The 17,139-nt window shown below is 37.4% G+C and carries 15 protein-coding genes; 7 read left to right on the plus strand and 8 right to left on the minus strand.

The window, feature by feature from the left end; translation table 11 throughout:
• Positions 1–16 precede the first annotated feature (16 nt).
• Positions 17–1,036, minus strand: coding sequence for a UDP-glucose 4-epimerase GalE (gene galE / locus ACMGDK_RS04765; RefSeq protein ID WP_436806876.1), 1,020 nt, complete (start codon positions 1,034–1,036; stop codon positions 17–19).
• A 102-nt stretch (positions 1,037–1,138) separates the two neighbouring features.
• Positions 1,139–2,263: a DegT/DnrJ/EryC1/StrS family aminotransferase gene (locus tag ACMGDK_RS04770; RefSeq protein ID WP_426047159.1), complete on the minus strand. Its 1,125-nt coding sequence runs from the start codon at positions 2,261–2,263 to the stop codon at positions 1,139–1,141.
• An 86-nt stretch (positions 2,264–2,349) separates the two neighbouring features.
• Between ACMGDK_RS04770 and ACMGDK_RS04775 the strand changes: the two genes are divergently transcribed.
• Positions 2,350–3,954, plus strand: a complete 1,605-nt coding sequence (locus tag ACMGDK_RS04775) for a S8/S53 family peptidase (RefSeq protein ID WP_436806877.1) — start codon at positions 2,350–2,352, stop codon at positions 3,952–3,954.
• Between the two features lie 265 nt (positions 3,955–4,219).
• Here ACMGDK_RS04775 and ACMGDK_RS04780 read toward each other — a convergent pair whose 3' ends face one another.
• A complete protein-coding gene (locus tag ACMGDK_RS04780) occupies positions 4,220–6,754 on the minus strand; it encodes a phosphoenolpyruvate carboxylase (RefSeq protein WP_436806878.1) in 2,535 nt (844 codons plus the stop codon).
• Between the two features lie 217 nt (positions 6,755–6,971).
• On the opposite strand from ACMGDK_RS04780, the gene ACMGDK_RS04785 reads away from it, so the two are divergent.
• The 5 genes from ACMGDK_RS04785 (at position 6,972) to ACMGDK_RS04805 (ending at position 10,931) form a co-directional block, all read left to right on the plus strand.
• Entirely contained in the window at positions 6,972–7,376 is a 405-nt protein-coding gene (locus tag ACMGDK_RS04785; RefSeq protein WP_436806879.1) for a hypothetical protein, read from the plus strand.
• Positions 7,377–7,411: 35 nt separating this feature from the next.
• Positions 7,412–8,026, plus strand: coding sequence for a hypothetical protein (locus ACMGDK_RS04790; RefSeq protein WP_436806880.1), 615 nt, complete (start codon positions 7,412–7,414; stop codon positions 8,024–8,026).
• A gap of 298 nt (positions 8,027–8,324) precedes the next feature.
• Positions 8,325–9,488 (plus strand): iron-containing alcohol dehydrogenase, encoded by a 1,164-nt coding sequence (locus ACMGDK_RS04795; protein WP_436806881.1) that lies wholly within the window; start codon positions 8,325–8,327, stop codon positions 9,486–9,488.
• Between the two features lie 257 nt (positions 9,489–9,745).
• Positions 9,746–10,207, plus strand: a complete 462-nt coding sequence (locus tag ACMGDK_RS04800) for a lipocalin-like domain-containing protein (protein WP_436806882.1) — start codon at positions 9,746–9,748, stop codon at positions 10,205–10,207.
• Between the two features lie 67 nt (positions 10,208–10,274).
• Positions 10,275–10,931 (plus strand): GDSL-type esterase/lipase family protein, encoded by a 657-nt coding sequence (locus tag ACMGDK_RS04805; protein WP_436806883.1) that lies wholly within the window; start codon positions 10,275–10,277, stop codon positions 10,929–10,931.
• Positions 10,932–10,971: 40 nt separating this feature from the next.
• Here the strand turns inward: ACMGDK_RS04805 and ACMGDK_RS04810 are convergent, their stop codons facing one another.
• From ACMGDK_RS04810 to ACMGDK_RS04825, 4 genes are all read right to left on the minus strand, one after another.
• A complete protein-coding gene (locus ACMGDK_RS04810) occupies positions 10,972–12,330 on the minus strand; it encodes a DEAD/DEAH box helicase (RefSeq protein WP_436806884.1) in 1,359 nt (452 codons plus the stop codon).
• 106 nt (positions 12,331–12,436) lie between these two features.
• Positions 12,437–12,946, minus strand: a complete 510-nt coding sequence (locus ACMGDK_RS04815; RefSeq protein WP_436806885.1) for a hypothetical protein — start codon at positions 12,944–12,946, stop codon at positions 12,437–12,439.
• A 112-nt stretch (positions 12,947–13,058) separates the two neighbouring features.
• Positions 13,059–14,708 (minus strand): ABC1 kinase family protein, encoded by a 1,650-nt coding sequence (locus tag ACMGDK_RS04820; RefSeq protein WP_436806886.1) that lies wholly within the window; start codon positions 14,706–14,708, stop codon positions 13,059–13,061.
• A 228-nt stretch (positions 14,709–14,936) separates the two neighbouring features.
• Positions 14,937–15,140 carry a cold-shock protein gene (locus tag ACMGDK_RS04825; protein WP_167409426.1) on the minus strand — a complete coding sequence of 68 codons (204 nt, stop codon included), beginning with the start codon at positions 15,138–15,140 and terminating at the stop codon, positions 14,937–14,939.
• Between the two features lie 185 nt (positions 15,141–15,325).
• On the opposite strand from ACMGDK_RS04825, the gene ACMGDK_RS04830 reads away from it, so the two are divergent.
• Entirely contained in the window at positions 15,326–15,490 is a 165-nt protein-coding gene (locus ACMGDK_RS04830) for a hypothetical protein (RefSeq protein ID WP_436806887.1), read from the plus strand.
• 121 nt (positions 15,491–15,611) lie between these two features.
• On the opposite strand, the gene ACMGDK_RS04835 is transcribed toward ACMGDK_RS04830, so the two are convergent.
• The gene (locus tag ACMGDK_RS04835; RefSeq protein ID WP_111957657.1) at positions 15,612–17,120 is read right to left on the minus strand and encodes a carbon-nitrogen hydrolase family protein; all 1,509 of its coding nucleotides are present in this window, start codon (positions 17,118–17,120) and stop codon (positions 15,612–15,614) included.
• Positions 17,121–17,139: the final 19 nt, after the last annotated feature.

Below are 17,139 nucleotides of genomic sequence, written 5' to 3' on the forward strand. Positions count from 1 at the left end.
TATCTTTTAAATTTAATTAAACAGTTCTGGATTCAAGATATTGCTGCCATTTCCAGACTGTTCTCAAAGATTCTTCCAATGGGGTTTCAGATTTCCAGTGAAGGTCTTTTTCGGCTTTATCCGCATTAGCATAAGCAATGGTAATATCCCCTTCTCTCCTGGCGCAGATCTGGTAAGGGACTTTCACGTCATTAGCCGTTTCAAATGCTTTCACCACTTCCAGTACAGATGAACCTTTTCCTGTCCCGAGATTAAATATATCAATCACCGTTTCTTCGCTGCTCTCCAGTAATCTCTTAAGAGCACTTACGTGGGCTTTAGCAAGATCAACAACATAAATATAGTCGCGTACTGCTGTTCCGTCTTCTGTGTCGTAGTCATCACCCCAGATATTCAGTTTCTCGCGGATTCCCGCTGCTGTTTGGGTAACATAGGGAATTAAGTTATTAGGAACTCCCAATGGAAGTTCTCCTAATTTTCCGGACGGGTGAGCTCCGATTGGATTAAAGTATCTTAAAAGAGAAATCCTTCTGTTGTAAGCTTTTGCAAAATCAATCAGAATTTCTTCTCCCATCTGTTTTGTTTTGCCATAAACGCTTTCAGGCATTTTCAATGGTGTATTTTCATCAATCGGCATTTTCTCTGCCTGTCCGTACACCGTGCATGAAGAGCTGAAAATAAAATTAGAGATGCCTCTTTCTTTAAACTCCTGAAGAATGTTAATCAGCGTAAATAAATTATTTTCATAATAATCCACAGGCTTTACCTGACTTTCTCCAACGGCCTTAGATGCTGCAAAATTGATACATCCCTCAATTTTGTGGGCATCGAACACTTGGGTAAGAAGTTCTCTTCTCTTTAAATCAAAAGGATAAAAAACCGGCTTTTTACCTGTAATTTCTTCAATATTCTTTAAAATAAACCTTTCGGAATTAGATAGATCATCCACAATAACAACTTCATAACCATTATTGATGAGTTCTACTACTGTGTGGGAACCTATATATCCTAATCCTCCTGTAACAAGTATTGCCATTTTTTTGTTTAATATTTTTTTAATCGTTGTGTTTTCCTATATTTTTTATTTCATTTCTGATTGATGTGGAAATAAGCAAACTTATTTTCGTCGCGAAGCATATTATTTCATAAACTCCAGCACAGCATCCGAAATATATTTCAGCTGCTCTTCATCCAGTTCTGTATGCATCGGAAGAGAAATTACCTGATCTAAAAGCTTATCTGTATTCACAAAATCTGCATCGTTACTTTCCTGATAATAAGCTTTCTGCTTTCTTAAGGCTACCGGATAATAAATCATTGCAGGAATTTCCTTTTCTGTAAGGAACTTTTGTAAATCATTACGTTTTCCATTCAGGATTCTTAAAGTATACTGGTGAAATACATGAGTAGAATATTCTGCCCTTTTTGGAGTTAAAATATTTTCGTTTCCTGCAAAAGCTTCATCATAATAATCAGCTGCTTTTCTTCTTGCGTCATTGTAAGAATCAAGATTTGGAAGTTTCTTTCTCAAAACCGCAGCCTGAATACTGTCTAATCTTGAATTCACTCCTACCTCATCATGATAATATCTCTCATACATCCCGTGATTGACAATTCCTCTTAAACGGTGCGCCAGTTCATCATTATTGGTGAAAATAGCTCCGCCATCACCATAACAGCCTAAGTTTTTAGAAGGGAAGAATGAAGTAGTTCCCACAGTTGCCATGGTTCCTGCATATTTTTCAGTTCCGTCAGAGAATGTATATTGAGCTCCTATTGCCTGTGCATTGTCTTCAATGACGTAAAGATTATGCTCTTCTGCAATTTTTAAGATCTCTTCCATATTGGCGCACTGTCCGAAAATATGCACCGGAATAATCGCCTTAGTTCTTGGTGTAATCGCTTTTTTAATTTCTTCTGTAGAAATGGTGAATGTATCGTAATCTACATCTACCAGCACTGATTTCAGTTTAAGCAGATGAATAACTTCCACTGTAGCAGCAAAAGTGAAATCTGCGGTGATCACTTCGTCTCCTTCTTTCAGGTCCAAAGCCATCAGCGCAATCTGTAAAGCATCCGTTCCGTTAGCACACGGGATCACATGCTTTACATCTAAATAAGATTCCAATTCATTCTGGAAAGACTTTACTTCAGGGCCATTGATAAAAGCCGCAGAATCCATTACATTTAAAACTGCATTATCTACATCATTCTTTATTTTGTAATACTGACTTTGCAAGTCAACCATCTGAATTTTTTTCATAAATAAATATTTGTGTAAAAATAAGGAATTTAAAATCCTATCAAAAATTTTATTGATTTTGTTTTATCTTTATGGAAAATAACTTTATGAAAAAACTTTTACTCTTTTGTCTTTTAGTGGGTTACTCTACCGTAAATGCACAAACGGAGCTTGTTTTTGTTTATTTTACAGGCAAACCGAATAAAGCTGCTTTTTATGCAAATCCCCTTTCGGAACTGACTCAAAAATCCCTTAACAGACGTACTTCGCTGGGTATTCCGTTGAATGATCAGGATGCTCCGATTGAACAGTCTTATATCCAAAATCTTCAGAACCTAGGCTTTACTGTTACAGATTATTCCAAATGGCTTAACGGAGCTGCTGTAAATGCAACTCCGGCACAGATAACAATTTTACAGGCCCAACCCTATGTATCGTCAGTAGGAAGCTTTGCAAGAAACACTAATTCTGTTCCTAAAACAGCACATCAGGATAAATGGAATTTTTCTTCTGAGACTCAAAAAACTCTGACTGTCTTTGATTATGGCTCAGGTTCCGCACAGATAGACCAGATTAATGTAAGGCCTCTTCACCTTGCCGGATTTACAGGAACAGGAGTTTCCATTGCAGTTATTGATGCAGGTTTTCCTTATGTAGATACCGGATCTGCCTTTGAAAGATTACGCAACAACAATCACATTAAAGCTGTTTACGACTTTGTAACCAAAACAAATAATGTGTACAGCACTGCGATCAGCAATCATGGAGCTGCTGTGCTGGGTGCCATCGGCGGCTATATCGAAAATACATTTGTAGGATCAGCGCCGGATGCTGATTTCTATCTTTACCGCAGTGAAAATGCGGTTGGCGAAATTCCGGAAGAGGAATTATACTGGATAGAAGCGGCCGAAGAAGCGGACCGAAAAGGAGTCGATATCATCACAACTTCTCTTGGATACAACGTTTTTGATGATTCCCGGTACAGCTACAGCTACTCCGATATGAATGGAACCACTTCTTTCATCGCAAGAGCTGCTGAAATAGCTGCCAATAAAGGAATTTTTGTTCTTGCAGCAGCAGGAAATTCAGGCCAGCAGCCATGGCATTATATTATGACTCCTGCAGACAATGCTAAAGTATTCAGCATAGGATCAGTAGATGCAACAGGAAGCTCTTCAGGATTTTCATCATATGGCCCGAATGCACTCGGCGTAGTAAAACCTGATGGAAGCGCAAGAGGAACTGCATCTGCTACAGTTAACAACAGCACCTTAACTTCAGTAAACGGAACCTCCATTGCAACGCCAATCGCTGCTGGTGGTGTAGCCTGTTTTATCCAGGCTTTCCCTTCCATGAACAGGGAGCTGATGAGAACAAAACTGAGACAGACCGCTTCACTTTATCCAGCTCACACGGATCAGATGGGTTACGGTATTCTTAATTTTGGGAACCTTTACAATCAAGTATTGAATACTTCTGAAATGGTGAAGAAAGAAAAATTTGCCATTTTCCCAAATCCTGTTAAAAATATTTTGAATATTGCTTCTGAAAGTGAAATTCTGCTACTTGAGGTCTATGATAATCTAGGAAAGCTGATCAGAAAAAATAATGGTCAAAAATCTATAAAAGTGGAAGACTTTCCGAAGGGAACTTATTATCTGAAAATTCAAACGAAGAAACAGGTTTTTTATGAAAAATTTTTAAAGGAATAGTTATTTGCTATTGCTGATGGTGGATTTATTTTTAACCACAAATAACACAAATTTTAACACAAATGCCACAAGTTCAAATCAATGGAAAGGATTTGAACCCATTTCATTGTCACACTTCAAAAGTGAAATTATTAGGCTGGAATACAACCTATTATCTTAATAAACTACCGAAGATGTATCCTTGACCTTTTATCATCAATCAAATTGGCTTTACCCATATGTTAAAAACAACGCCTCACAAATTGAGAGGCGTTGTTATAATATATTAAGCTGAGTTTCTGCTCGCGTTAATATTTCCGAATAATGATCTGGTCACCAGCTTTTCGTAGGCTTCTTTATTTCCCTCTCCTTTCTGGATTTTCATTAAGGCATATTGCTGAATACTCAACAACGGAAGCACGATCTTCTCACGAATCTTGACTGACTTTCTGGACAACGGATCTTCTTCCTGTAGCATTTTGAACCCGGTAAGCTCAAGCATAATGTCTCTTGAAAGCGTATATTCATCAAAAAGGACATTCCAAAATGCTCCGAATTTCGGATTGTTTTTAATGTAATACGTCAATGGAAAATAGGATTTGTTCATACTCATCATCGAGTTCAGAACTAAAGTTTTGAAAAAATCCGAACCTTTATACAGCTCTTTCACTTCATCCAGTCTTCCCTGCTCTTTCATCTGCTGCATGGCAAACCCGAACCCAAAAAATCCGGGAACATTCTGCTTCAGCTGAGACCAAGAACCTACGAACGGAATCGCTCTAAGATCTTCAAATTTCAGTTCAGTTCCATTCCCTCTTTTAGACGGACGGCTTCCAATATTTGTTTTACCGTAATATTCCAGCGTGCTCATCTCCTGGAGATAAGGAACAAACATTGGGTGAGCTTTAAGGTCTGAATATTTTTTGTAACTGATATCGGCAAGCTCGGCGATCAGTTTTCTTTCTTTTTCTGTAAGATCTTTCTTGGAGTTTTTAAAGACATCATTTTCCACTCCGGCAGTCAGAAGCTGTTCAAAATTATATTTGGCCTGTTCCTTATTTCCGAAAATACTGGTGATCGTCTGTCCCTGGATGGTCAGTTCAATTTTATTGTTGGCAATGGTATTTCCCTGTGATGCATAAAAATCATGGGTCTTCCCTCCTCCTCTTGCAGGCGGGCCTCCTCTTCCGTCGAAGAATACTACTTTAATTCCATTCTGAACGGAAAGTTTAGTTAAGACTTCTTTGGCCTTATAAATTTCCCAGTTGGCCTTCAGATATCCACCGTCTTTTGTTCCGTCCGAAAAACCAAGCATGATCGTCTGTTGGTTTCCTCTGCTTTCAAGATGCTTTTTATAAACAGGATTCTGATAAAGCTCGTTCATTACATTCTCGGAATTGGCAAGACCTTCCATGGTTTCAAAAAGCGGAACAATATCCATTCTGATGTCTTCATCCTGATATCCGCAGATTTTAAAGAATGCATACACATTCATCACATCTTTTACGGCATCTGAATTGGAAATAATATAGCGGTTCATTCCTCTTTGTCCATTTAAATTCTGGATCTCGGCAACCTGTGAAACCGTTAGCAAAGTGTCTTTAACGATATCTTCAAACTGATCTGCATTAACTTTGTTATCAAGCTGAATCAGCTTATTGAATTTTTCTTCTTCACTGGCTTCAATAGCACCGTATACTTTTGCAAAAACCTCATCAATAACTTTCTGATGAATTCTGCTGTCCTGGCGGACATCCAACGTTGCAAAGTGAGTTCCGAAAATTTTCACACGATCCCTGAAATTCGCCAGAAGGTCTAAAAACAGGGAATTGTGATCATTCACCAGTATTTTTTCTGCTTCATCTGCCTTTTTCAGAATATCCTCTGCAGTGATTATATTTCCGTTGAAAATTGCTCTGTACAAGTCATCACTCAATTGAGTCAACACTTCAGATACTCCTCTGAAGCTCAATCTTCTTCTGATAAATTTCAAATGGCTGTAATAGGATTTTAGGATCGCGGAACGGAGCTCTTCTGCCACTCTTTTGGTAACATCAGCGGTTACAAACGGATTCCCATCCCTGTCTCCACCTGGCCAGAAGCCAAGCTGAATAAGATCTTCGTGAAGATGAAAATGACCATTTCCAAACGTTTTCTTGATTTTGGTAAACAGTTCTCCAATCGTATCGTAATAAACATATCTTAAATAGGAAATAATGCTAAGCGCTTCATCAATTGGAGTTGGCTTTTCTTTATTAACGAAAGGTGTTTTCCCCAACTGTTGCAGAAGCATATCGATTTGGGTAACGGAATCGCTGGTAATAGCTCCCCGTAAATCCTGGATAATCCTCTGTACCGAACTTGGATAAAACTGGGTCGGGTGTGCTGTAAAAACTACCTTTACCGTAAAATCCTTCAGCTTTTCACGAACTTTTTCAAGCTTATGATCCTGGTATGAACGTTCAAAAAGATTGGTCACAGTTCCGCTGTCGCTTTCAGAGTGAAGGTTTGGGAATGCAGCATCTTCTATACTGTCAAACAAAACCACCTGCCTTTCGATGTATTGTATGATCTTGAAAAGGAGCTCTACTTTCTGTTCCTCTGTCTGGAGATCGGTATGGTTTTTAAAGAATTCTTCGACAATTTCCTCAGGGGTTTTGCCATCTTCATATCCGTTTCGGCTTTCCTCGTAAAGGAAGGGAAGAAGCATCCCGATATTGGTCATTTTATCATAAGGCAGGCTCATAAATAATGAATTGTAGATCTGGAATTTATTCTCCACGATCTGCCTGAATTTTTCTGCTCGTTGGTCGTGTATCATATAACAAATGTAATGGATTTTGGAATTAAATTAATTGACAAATGACAAAAAATGAAGTATCGCGAAGCAAAATTGTTTTAATATTCTTTCTTGGGGTTAATTCAATAACTTTTATCCATTTTATATTTAGGACCCATAACAATTCAGGTTTATAATAATTTTGAATACAACAGTTTAATGATTAATTTTACTTTTTACAGAAATTAACCAACTTCCCATGAAAAATATATTCATATTCCTATTAATGGCTTTTATTCTCACAAGCTGTGGTGAAGACTGCTATAATGCTCCTCAGACGATAGCTTTTAAATTCGTTGATTCTAATGATGAAAATCTGATTACAAACGGAACACTTACTGCCTATTCGATAAAGGACGAAAATCAGGTTGGGGTACAATTGACCAAAACATCCGACGATATGATCATTTTAGAAAATGTGGGTGCTTATAATGGGACAAAAAATTATACTTTCCAATCCAATATTAAAGCTTTTGATTTTTCAATACATTCGTCAGAATTTAAGGGAGGTTGTGACGGATATCAGATCAATAAATTAACATTTACAGGCGTAAACATTGATGTCACAGACGAAAAAGGATATTATAAAATTGTACTGCAATAGTTTAGCGTCTTCAAACTATTTTAAAAATAATAATTATGAAAATTATTTCGATTGTCTCTTTTCTGATTCCGGGTTTATTACTTTCCCAAAATACAGTTCCCTCCGATTTCAAAAAAATCCCGGAAATCCTTGACAATACCGAACTACTCTACCCGTTCATTGTCCCTGGTAAAGAATACAGTTACTGGAGAGTCCTTACCAATGACACCGATCCTGAAAAAGCTGTGATCTACGAAAGCCAAATGCCGGATTTCATGACTATCAACGAGCCTCTTCCTGAGAAGGGTTTCTTCCAGCAATGTATGGGCAACCGATGCTTTTCCTATATTCTTGCCTGCAAAAAAGACAGGTCCGTATATTTTTCCAATGAACAGCAACTGAGAGATTTCATCGGAACGGTTGACAATCTTCCGGAAGCTATTCTATTAATCCAAACCTATGGTTTTAAAATAGATACAAGCAATAAACTGAGTGGTTCCTATAAAATAGAGGACAAGCATATTTATCTGTATGCCTCAAAATCTAAAGGCTGTCCGGAAATTAAAGAATCTTACTTTATAAAGATCAACAGAAAAAGCGGAAAACTGGAGTCGAAAAATAATGGTGTTTATTTTAAGAATGAGAATTGTAATCAACCCATTTCTCTGTAGAAGTAAGAAAGTAATACCAATATATTCTATATTTAAAATTCTCGCTGATTAAGCAGATTGTGCAGATTTTTATACTATAGCTTGGATGAAATCAACTTTGTTGATTCCTGCTTTGCAACCTCAAAAAACATATTTTTCATCCGAATTAAAATTCTGTGAGGAAAATCAGAACTAAGATCTCACAGAACCGGTAAAATTTATATTGTTATTATAAAAGACTTCGATAGGAATTTTAAAATTTCATTAACTCTGTTTTCATATTGCTTTCCGTAAATTTGGATCAAATAAATTTAGAACAATGCTTAATTTCGAATTTAAAAATCCGACAAAAATACTTTTTGGAAAAGGCGAAATCGCTAAAATTTCCCGTGAAGTTCCAAAAGATGCTAAAATATTAATGATCTATGGTGGTGGAAGCATCAAAAACAACGGTGTTTACGACCAGGTAAAGGAAGCTCTGAAGGATCATGATCTGTATGAATTCGGAGGCGTGCCTGCCAATCCGGAATATGAAGTACTGATCAACGCTTTAAGCTTTATCAAAGAAAAAAATATCAACTACCTTCTTGCTGTTGGCGGTGGATCTGTAATCGACGGAACCAAATTCCTTTCAGCCGCTGCTAACTATGATGGCGAGCCATGGGAAATCCTTAAAAACTCGGTGAGAACTTTTGAAGGAGAGGGAATGCCTTTCGGAAGTATCCTGACATTGCCGGCAACAGGCTCTGAAATGAATTCAGGTTATGTCATTTCGAGAAGAGAAACTAATGAAAAATTATCTTCAGGTGGCCCTGGGCTTTTTCCACAGTTTTCGGTACTGGATCCGGAAGTGATCAGAACAATTCCTAAAAACCAGATCGTGAATGGAATCACGGATGCTTATACACACGTTCTGGAACAGTATATGACAGCTCCTTCTTCTGCTGATCTTCAGGAAAGAATTGCAGAAAGCATTCTCATTAGTCTTCAGGAAACGGCTCCAAAAGTTCTGGCTGATGATTTTGATTATGATGCTGCCGGGAATTTTATGTGGTGCTGTACGATGGCTCTGAACGGACTTATCCAGAAAGGAGTAATCACGGACTGGGCCGTACATGCCATGGGACATGAACTGACTGCTTATTTCGGAATCGATCATGCAAGAACATTAGCCGTTATCGCTCCTTCCCATTACCGTTATAATTTTGAAACAAAGAAAGGAAAGCTGGCGCAGTATGCTGAAAGAGTTTGGGGAGTTAAAGAGGGAACTGTGGAAGAAAAAGCAGAACTTGGAATCAAAAAAATGGAAGAATTTTTCCACAGCCTGGATATCAAAACAAGGCTTTCGGAATATACGGAAGATTACAAAGGTACTGCTGAAAGGGTTGAAAAAGCGTTTACAGACAGAAACTGGTCCGGACTTGGTGAATATAAAAAACTGACACCTCAGGATGTTTATAAGATTGTAGAGATGAGCTATTAGGGTTGGAGCTTGAAGGTTTTAGAGTAAACGGTTGATGATTTAATGAAAATTTGATATCTTCTGATGTCTTGATCAAAAACGGAATTTTCAGACTGTGGATTAATTCCTGCAACCTAAAACCTTCACATTTTAGCATCACTCTTCTATCTTCATTATAAAAAATACTATTATTTATAAACATTCGTTTAAAAAAGCATGATTTCATTATAGATATTTCAAATTTATTTATATTTTAGCATATTCTTAAATTTGTGAAAATGAAAAAACAGCTACTTTTATTTGCCTTTTCTGCTTTGGCGCTAACTTCATGTAAAGATGACAATATCGAAGCCTATGAATTAGAAATGATGAGCGGAGACTGGAAGGTGAGCAAAATAGAAACTATTTCCGGAAAAGACAATAAAACAGTGCTTAAAACAGAAACTCCTTCTGACTGTGAAGCTAAAAATATTCTGCACTTCAGAAGTGATTATTATACCAGCTATACCTATTATACTGAAAACGGACTTGACTGCCAGATGAGCGGAAAAACTGAAGGAAAGTTTACGTATACTGAGGAATCCAAGCTGATGAGTATTAAAAATGATAATGATACTGAAAGATGGTACAGAGTGGAGGTCCTTACAAGCCAGGATCTGAAACTTGCCCACCTGTTTGGGACATTTGATCAGAATGGTGATGGTACGGATGATCTCACTTATGTAACCTATAAAAGATAAGCACAGACTCTCGATTTTATCGGGAGTTTTTTATTACATTTATCAGATATTTTAAAAATTGATTACAATGAAGAAGATTCTTTCAGCATTTCTACTGCTGTATTTTACCTTGTCCTTCTCACAGGAAAAAAAACCGATGTTCTGGCAGGACATTCAGGATTTCAAAAAGGCAGATCAGGAAAATCCTCCGCCAAAAGACGCCATTCTTCTCATAGGAAGCTCTTCTTTTACAAAATGGACGGATGTTGCGAACTATTTCCCTGATAAAACAATTATCAACAGAGGTTTCGGAGGTTCAAGATTGACAGACCTGAACGATTTCGCTGACGATCTTTTAAGCCCTTATCAGCCTAAACAGATCATTATCTACTGCGGCGAAAATGATTTTGCAGACAACCATGAGCTGAAAGCTAAAGTAGTGGTGAAAAGGTTTAAAACATTCTATAAAAAAGTCCGTGAAAGATTTCCGAATATTGAAGTGGACTATATTTCCATTAAATATTCCCCGAGCCGCGAAATGCTGTGGCCACAGATGAAAGAAGCGAATAAGAAGATTGCCGCTTTCATGAAAAAAGAACCTGATGCAGAGTTCATAGATATTACCAAAGCCATGGAAGATTCCAATGGACATGTAAGAAAAGATCTTTTCGTTGAAGATATGCTTCACATCACTCCGGAAGGTTATGAAATATGGGCAAAGATTATGAAACCTTATATGAAATAATGCCTGTTGTAAACAAAAAAATCCCTGAACGGGATTTTTTTTATTTCTTTTTCTTAGATTTTGATACTGATATCGATTTCTGCTGGGCTCTGTTAGCTCCAAATTTCTTCGGTGCTTTCCTTTTGGAAGGTCCTCCCCAGTTTTCTTTCTTGTTTTTATCTTTTTTCTCGTGAAATGCTCCTCCTCCTTCGTACAGTTTTACCTGTGCAGGATTTTTCATAATGATCACATCTTCCTCGGAAGCAATTTTCTTAGGATTGATTTTCACCTCTGCAGGGAAATCATTGAACTTAAGATCTTTATCCATTAACAGCTCAATGTCAAGAATATAAGCCTCTTCTTTTTTAGTCACGAAAGTAATTGCCTTACCGTCTTTATCTGCCCTACCCGTTCTACCTATTCTATGGATATACTGTTCAGGAATTTCTGGAGTCTCAAAGTTGATAACATGGGTAATATTTGAAATATCAAGACCTCTGGCCATTACATCGGTGGTAATCAATCCTCTGATCTCTTCGTTTTCAAACCTTTTCATGGCTTTGAGCCTGTAGTTCTGGGATTTGTTTGAGTGAATTACGTCAAACTGCTCAGGGAAAAGCTCATCAATTTTCGAAAACAGAAGATCAGAATTCTTCTTATTATTTGTGAAAATCAACACTTTAGACATATCTTCATTGTTCTTCAATAAATGCTCAAGAAGATTGATCTTTGTATTAAAGTTTTCCACTTTGTAACCGGTCTGCTCAATTTTTTCAAGAGGTGTTCCTGATTTAGCCAATGAAATTTCTACCGGGCTAGCAAAGTACTGATCCAGCATTTCATCTACCGCTTCCGTCATGGTAGCCGAGAAGAGAATGTTCTGTCTCTTCGGCTTCATCATTTCAAAAATATGGGTAAGCTGCGGTCTGAAACCCAAGTTCAGCATCTCGTCAAACTCATCAATAATCAGCTTTTGTACTTCCCTCAATGAAATTGCATTGTCAATAGCAAGGTCCATCACTCTTCCCGGAGTTCCTACCAGAATATCACATCCGTTATTAAATAAAAGTTTCTGCGTATTGATATTTTTTCCTCCGTATATTCCGATTACCCTTGCGGTAATATTTTCTGTCAGTTTCTCAACAATTTCAGCTACCTGTACCACCAATTCTCTTGTAGGAACCAGAATCAAAACAGTAGGATTTCCTGTTTTGTTGTATTTCCATGTTTTAAGAACGGGCAGAAGATAGGCCAATGTTTTCCCGGTTCCGGTCTGTGCGATCCCCATTACATCTCTTCCGGAAAGTATAGGGCCAATGCTCTTTTCCTGAATAGGTGTAGGTTCGAATAGTTCCAGATCCGCTAAAACATCAAGAATTTTAACCGGCAGGTCAAAATCCGCAAAAGTGAGTTTTTCCATGGTGCAAAGATAGGTATTTAAATTTAGAGGTTAAAGGGCAAGAACCAAGATGTCAGACATTAGAAGCTGAATCATTAGCTTAACAACTCTTGCCTCGAAATTCAACTCAATTCACCTTCAAACCTGTAGTTTCAATTTTAATATCATCATCTTTCCAAATGCTTGAGGTAATGATCACATATCCTTTCTTTTTAGGGTCTTTTCTAATAGGAAACTTCTCTTCTTCCCATTGCGAACAGTGTGTGGAAATAGAAGGCACTAAGGTTTCCCATCCGGTCTTGGTAAGCGTATATACATGAAAAACATGCCAGCAGCTTGTACACCAGCCCGGATAGAAGCCTATCTCCTCTTTTCCATCTTCATTAAGGTCTCCCAGATTGTATAATTCTCCATTTTTGGCAGGTGAAATTATAAATGTTTTTATTTTTTTATCGCTGAAATAAATAGTTGTTTCACATTTTCCATCACATTCATCAGAACAATCGCTGACTTTAGTGTAGGCATATTCTTTTGTTCCATTACCGTCAAAATCTCCCAAAAGTCCATCTTCATTCATTTTTTGGGCTATAAACATTGAACTCCATAAGGTCAAAGTTATTAAGATGAGTTTTTTCATAGGTTATTTTTTTGTTGCTGGCTGGCAGATCAAAGATATAAAATTATAAAACTAAGTTTTGGGCCATTATCGGTTGTAAATTCTCCTGGCTAATTCCTATACCAGTTTTCATTTATTTCCTGGTTACTCTCAGTAAAAGAACCAAGACCAATATAATAGAAAAAACAAAGCCTAAAACGGCCACCAAAGACATTTCACCAACCCGTGGACCGGATTCTGACACAAAAACAATAGCTGTGGCAATAATATTAGCACCCAAAACCATGGCTAAAATTAAATTGATGATACTGGATTTAATTAACTGGTTGGTCTTTTCAATATTTTTGATCTCACTGGATACGGTGAATTTATTATCATCCAGCTTTTGGAGTACAGATCGTAACTCTTTGGGAATTTCATCTACATTATCTGTGAAATTCATCATCCTGTCCATTCCCGTTTTTAAAAGATTCTTTGGCTTGATCTTTTTTGTCAGAATTTTCCGGGTATACGGATGAAGGCTTTTCACGATATCCAGATCCGGATTGATCGTTCTCCCAACACCTTCAATCAGGCTGATCCCTTTAAACAAAAGATAAAAATAGTCGGGCATGTAAAGCCTGTTATCCTTCAGAATATCCTTCATTTTATTGATGATCACCTGAACATTAATATCCTGCAGCGATGAGCTGTGAACAAAATTCAAAATATCCTCCACATCATTTTCAAATCTTCTTTCATCGGGAATTTCGTAGCTGACAGCCATTTTTTTAAGATAGCGGACAATTTTATGTGGATTTTTAGCAACAAAGCTTACAATCAGACTTTCAAGGATTTCCTTATCATTCGGCTGTATCTTTCCTACCGCACCGAAATCTATAAAAACGATTTTCCCATCTTTTTTCACTAAAATATTACCGGCGTGCGGATCAGCATGGAAAAAACCGTAATCCAGGATCTGTGAAACAAACAGTCTTAAACCTACTTCGGATACCTTTACAGGGTCAATGTTATGGGCTAAAAGAGAAGCTTTATCAGTCACCTTGATCCCGTCGATGAACTCCATGCAGAGAATATTATTGTTGGAATATTCTTCATAGATCTTCGGAACATACGTTTCCTTATTATTCTTGAAATTCCGGGCAAAATGCAGAATATTTTCTTTTTCATTGATCAGGGAAACTTCTTCCAGCAGAGATTTCTCAAAAGTGGAAATCGCCTGTTTCAGATTGAGCTTTTCTCCGATTTCAGAATAAGCAGAGATGAGTTTTTCCAAGTCTTTTATAAGAAGTAAGTCGTCTTCAATAACGGTCTGTACATCAGCCTTTTTAAGTTTAAGAATCACAGGACTTCCATCCAGCAAAACTGCTTTATACACCTGTGCAATAGATGCTGTGGCCAAAGGTTCTTTCTGAATTTCCTGAAAATGGTCTTTGACTGATATATTGAATTCATTTTCCAGAATTTCTTCTACATCCATATCTACCGTATCCACCTTGTCCTGAAGTCTCTGCAGCTCCTGGATCAGCTCTGGCGGAAGCAAATCTTCCCTGTTGCTGAAGGTCTGGCCAAGCTTTACAAATGTAGGCCCAAGCTCTTCCAGCACCAGCCTGATTCTCTCATATACTGTCCCTTTAGAAATGACCTCATCCGGATCAACAGAAAGTGGTTCCTGCTTATTTCCTGTATTCATCCTTGCCAGCATATCCTTAAACCCGTATTTACTCAGTACGGAAATGAGCCTGGCTGATCTTTTCAGTTTTCGTTGCTGCTTGTCAAACATATATTTCTAAATAGTTGGTGCAAATTACTCCAAAAATTGTTCCTATTGCTATTTTAGTTTTTATTTGAACAGTAAACCGTAGAGTTAAGTAGAATAAAATTTAAGTTAAGCTAAAGCACTGTTCAGTCAAATGCCCCTTTGCATCGAACAAATTTTTCAAATCCAAAATCCATAAAAAAAGCCGCCTGAAATGGCAGCTTTATTTTAAACAATATCTTTAATAAGTGATTATCCTACTACTTTAACATTGTCTGCTTCAGGTCCTTTTTTACCTTCTTTAATCTCAAATTCTACTGCCTGTCCTTCTTTTAAAGATCTAAGGCCTGAAGACTGAATGGCTGAATGATGGCAAAAAATATCGTTTCCGCCTCCGTCTGGTGTAATAAAACCAAAACCTTTTGTTTCGTTAAACCATTTTACTGTTCCTGTCATTATATTTTATTTAAATTGATCAGTGAAGATAGTAAATTTAAGAATATCCTCAAAAAAAATATATATTCTTAGCTTATTTTTTTCAAATCACTGAAAATGCTAAAGAAAAAAATTTACATTACTGATATTATTTAATGTATTTTTTTATCTTTATACCCATCAAACTAACCTATAAATATTAAAAAATGAAAAATTTACGAAACAACAAACTTTCAAGAGAGCAATTAAAAGGAATTAACGGAGGCGGTATCATTATCGGGAACTGCTCATATGAATGCTGCCCTACTGACGGAAGGCCAAGATGTCCAAAACTGATCTGCCCTGCCGTGGTATGTCCTAAATATTTATAAAAAGAACCTATTTAAGTATAGAGCAGATTTTTGTCTGCTCTTTTTTATTTTAATGAAATAAATGTAAGCATAATATCCTGTCCAAATTGAACAGGATATTTTTATTTAAATTATAATATTCTTATTTAAGGTAGGTTTCGTACAGATCTTTTCTGCGGTCATTCATCACCTGAACGGATCCGTTATGATGGAGGTCTTTCAGGAGATTAAGGTCCACATCTACAATAAGGGTCATTTCTGTATTGGGAGTCGCTTCTCCTTTTATGGCATTGGACGGAAAAGCAAAATCTGAAGGTGTAAATACGGCAGCCTGCCCAAACTGAATATCCATATTGTTCACTCCCGGAAGATTTCCTACACAACCTGCGATAGCAACGTAACATTCATTTTCAATAGCTCTTGCCGCTGCACAGTGACGGACTCTTATGTAAGCATTCTGCGTATCCGTAAGATAAGGTACGAACAGAATTTTCATGCCCTGATCTGCCAAAATTCTCGGCAGTTCGGGAAACTCTACGTCGTAACAGATGACAAGACCTATTTTTCCGCAGTCGGTATCGAAAACCCTGATCTCGTTTCCGCCTTTCATTCCATAGTATTTTCTTTCATTCGGTGTGATGTGGATCTTCCGGTATTCATCGATCCGGCCGTCGCGGTGAAGCAGATAGCTCACGTTATACAAATCGTTATGATCATGATCAAAAACAGGCATACTTCCGGAAATAATATTGACGTTGTAGCTGATGGCCAGTTCGGAAATTTTATTCTTGATGTCCTCACTTAATTTAGCCAATTCTATCATACTGTCTCTTTCTGAAAGCTTATTGAACGGCGCCAGCAACGGGGTATTGAACAGTTCCGGGAAAAGGACAAAATCGGATTTATAATCGCCCATTACATTGACAAAAAATTCTACCTGCTCATAAAACGCATCGATATTTTTAAAATGTCTCATCTGCCACTGTACAAGTCCCAAACGGATGATGCTGTCCTGCATCGTATTCGGCTTTTTGCTATAATAAATGTTATTCCATTGAAGCAAAACAGCATTTTCCAGTGACGATTCATCTTCGGGAAGATACTTTTTGAGGATCTTTATAGGAAGAAAATTATTGGAAAGCTGGAAAGACAGCACAGGATCGTAAATTTCCTTGTCTCTTACTCTTCTGATGTATTCTCTTGGGGAAAGCTCGTCGCTGTATTTATGATAATTCGGGATTCTTCCACCCAGAATGATCGATTTCAGATTAAGTAATTCACATAATTCTTTTCTGGCATCATACAATCTCCTTCCCAGACGTAGCTCGCGGAATTCGGGATCTACAAAGACCTCGATTCCATAGAGTACATTTCCTGTGGAAAGATGGGTATTGAAGGTATAATTTCCTGTAATATCGACATAGGTATGATCGTCTCCGAATTCGTCATAATTCACAATAATGGAAAGCGCTACGGCAGCCAGTTTTCCGTCTACGGTGATACAGATCTGACCTTTGGGGAATATTCTGGTGAGCTTTTCGATGCTTTTTTTAGACCAAATAGATTCGGACATCTGCGGATACGCGCGTTTCATTGTTACTACCAGTTCATCATAATCCTGAAGCGTCAGGGCTCTTGTTTCTATTTGCATTTGACGTAATTTTACTTAA

This window comes from Chryseobacterium hilariae (genome assembly GCF_051400735.1).
Lineage (GTDB): Bacteria > Bacteroidota > Bacteroidia > Flavobacteriales > Weeksellaceae > Chryseobacterium.

What these genes read in the sequence shown, in the direction of transcription:
- galE (WP_436806876.1), bottom strand. Translation starts at nt 1,036, where the DNA reads ATGGCAATACTTGTTACAGGAGGATTAGGATATATAGGTTCCCACACA.
- ACMGDK_RS04770 (WP_426047159.1), bottom strand. Translation starts at nt 2,263, where the DNA reads ATGAAAAAAATTCAGATGGTTGACTTGCAAAGTCAGTATTACAAAATA.
- ACMGDK_RS04775 (WP_436806877.1), top strand. Translation starts at nt 2,350, where the DNA reads ATGAAAAAACTTTTACTCTTTTGTCTTTTAGTGGGTTACTCTACCGTA.
- ACMGDK_RS04780 (WP_436806878.1), bottom strand. Translation starts at nt 6,754, where the DNA reads ATGATACACGACCAACGAGCAGAAAAATTCAGGCAGATCGTGGAGAAT.
- ACMGDK_RS04785 (WP_436806879.1), top strand. Translation starts at nt 6,972, where the DNA reads ATGAAAAATATATTCATATTCCTATTAATGGCTTTTATTCTCACAAGC.
- ACMGDK_RS04790 (WP_436806880.1), top strand. Translation starts at nt 7,412, where the DNA reads ATGAAAATTATTTCGATTGTCTCTTTTCTGATTCCGGGTTTATTACTT.
- ACMGDK_RS04795 (WP_436806881.1), top strand. Translation starts at nt 8,325, where the DNA reads ATGCTTAATTTCGAATTTAAAAATCCGACAAAAATACTTTTTGGAAAA.
- ACMGDK_RS04800 (WP_436806882.1), top strand. Translation starts at nt 9,746, where the DNA reads ATGAAAAAACAGCTACTTTTATTTGCCTTTTCTGCTTTGGCGCTAACT.
- ACMGDK_RS04805 (WP_436806883.1), top strand. Translation starts at nt 10,275, where the DNA reads ATGAAGAAGATTCTTTCAGCATTTCTACTGCTGTATTTTACCTTGTCC.
- ACMGDK_RS04810 (WP_436806884.1), bottom strand. Translation starts at nt 12,330, where the DNA reads ATGGAAAAACTCACTTTTGCGGATTTTGACCTGCCGGTTAAAATTCTT.
- ACMGDK_RS04815 (WP_436806885.1), bottom strand. Translation starts at nt 12,946, where the DNA reads ATGAAAAAACTCATCTTAATAACTTTGACCTTATGGAGTTCAATGTTT.
- ACMGDK_RS04820 (WP_436806886.1), bottom strand. Translation starts at nt 14,708, where the DNA reads ATGTTTGACAAGCAGCAACGAAAACTGAAAAGATCAGCCAGGCTCATT.
- ACMGDK_RS04825 (WP_167409426.1), bottom strand. Translation starts at nt 15,140, where the DNA reads ATGACAGGAACAGTAAAATGGTTTAACGAAACAAAAGGTTTTGGTTTT.
- ACMGDK_RS04830 (WP_436806887.1), top strand. Translation starts at nt 15,326, where the DNA reads ATGAAAAATTTACGAAACAACAAACTTTCAAGAGAGCAATTAAAAGGA.
- ACMGDK_RS04835 (WP_111957657.1), bottom strand. Translation starts at nt 17,120, where the DNA reads ATGCAAATAGAAACAAGAGCCCTGACGCTTCAGGATTATGATGAACTG.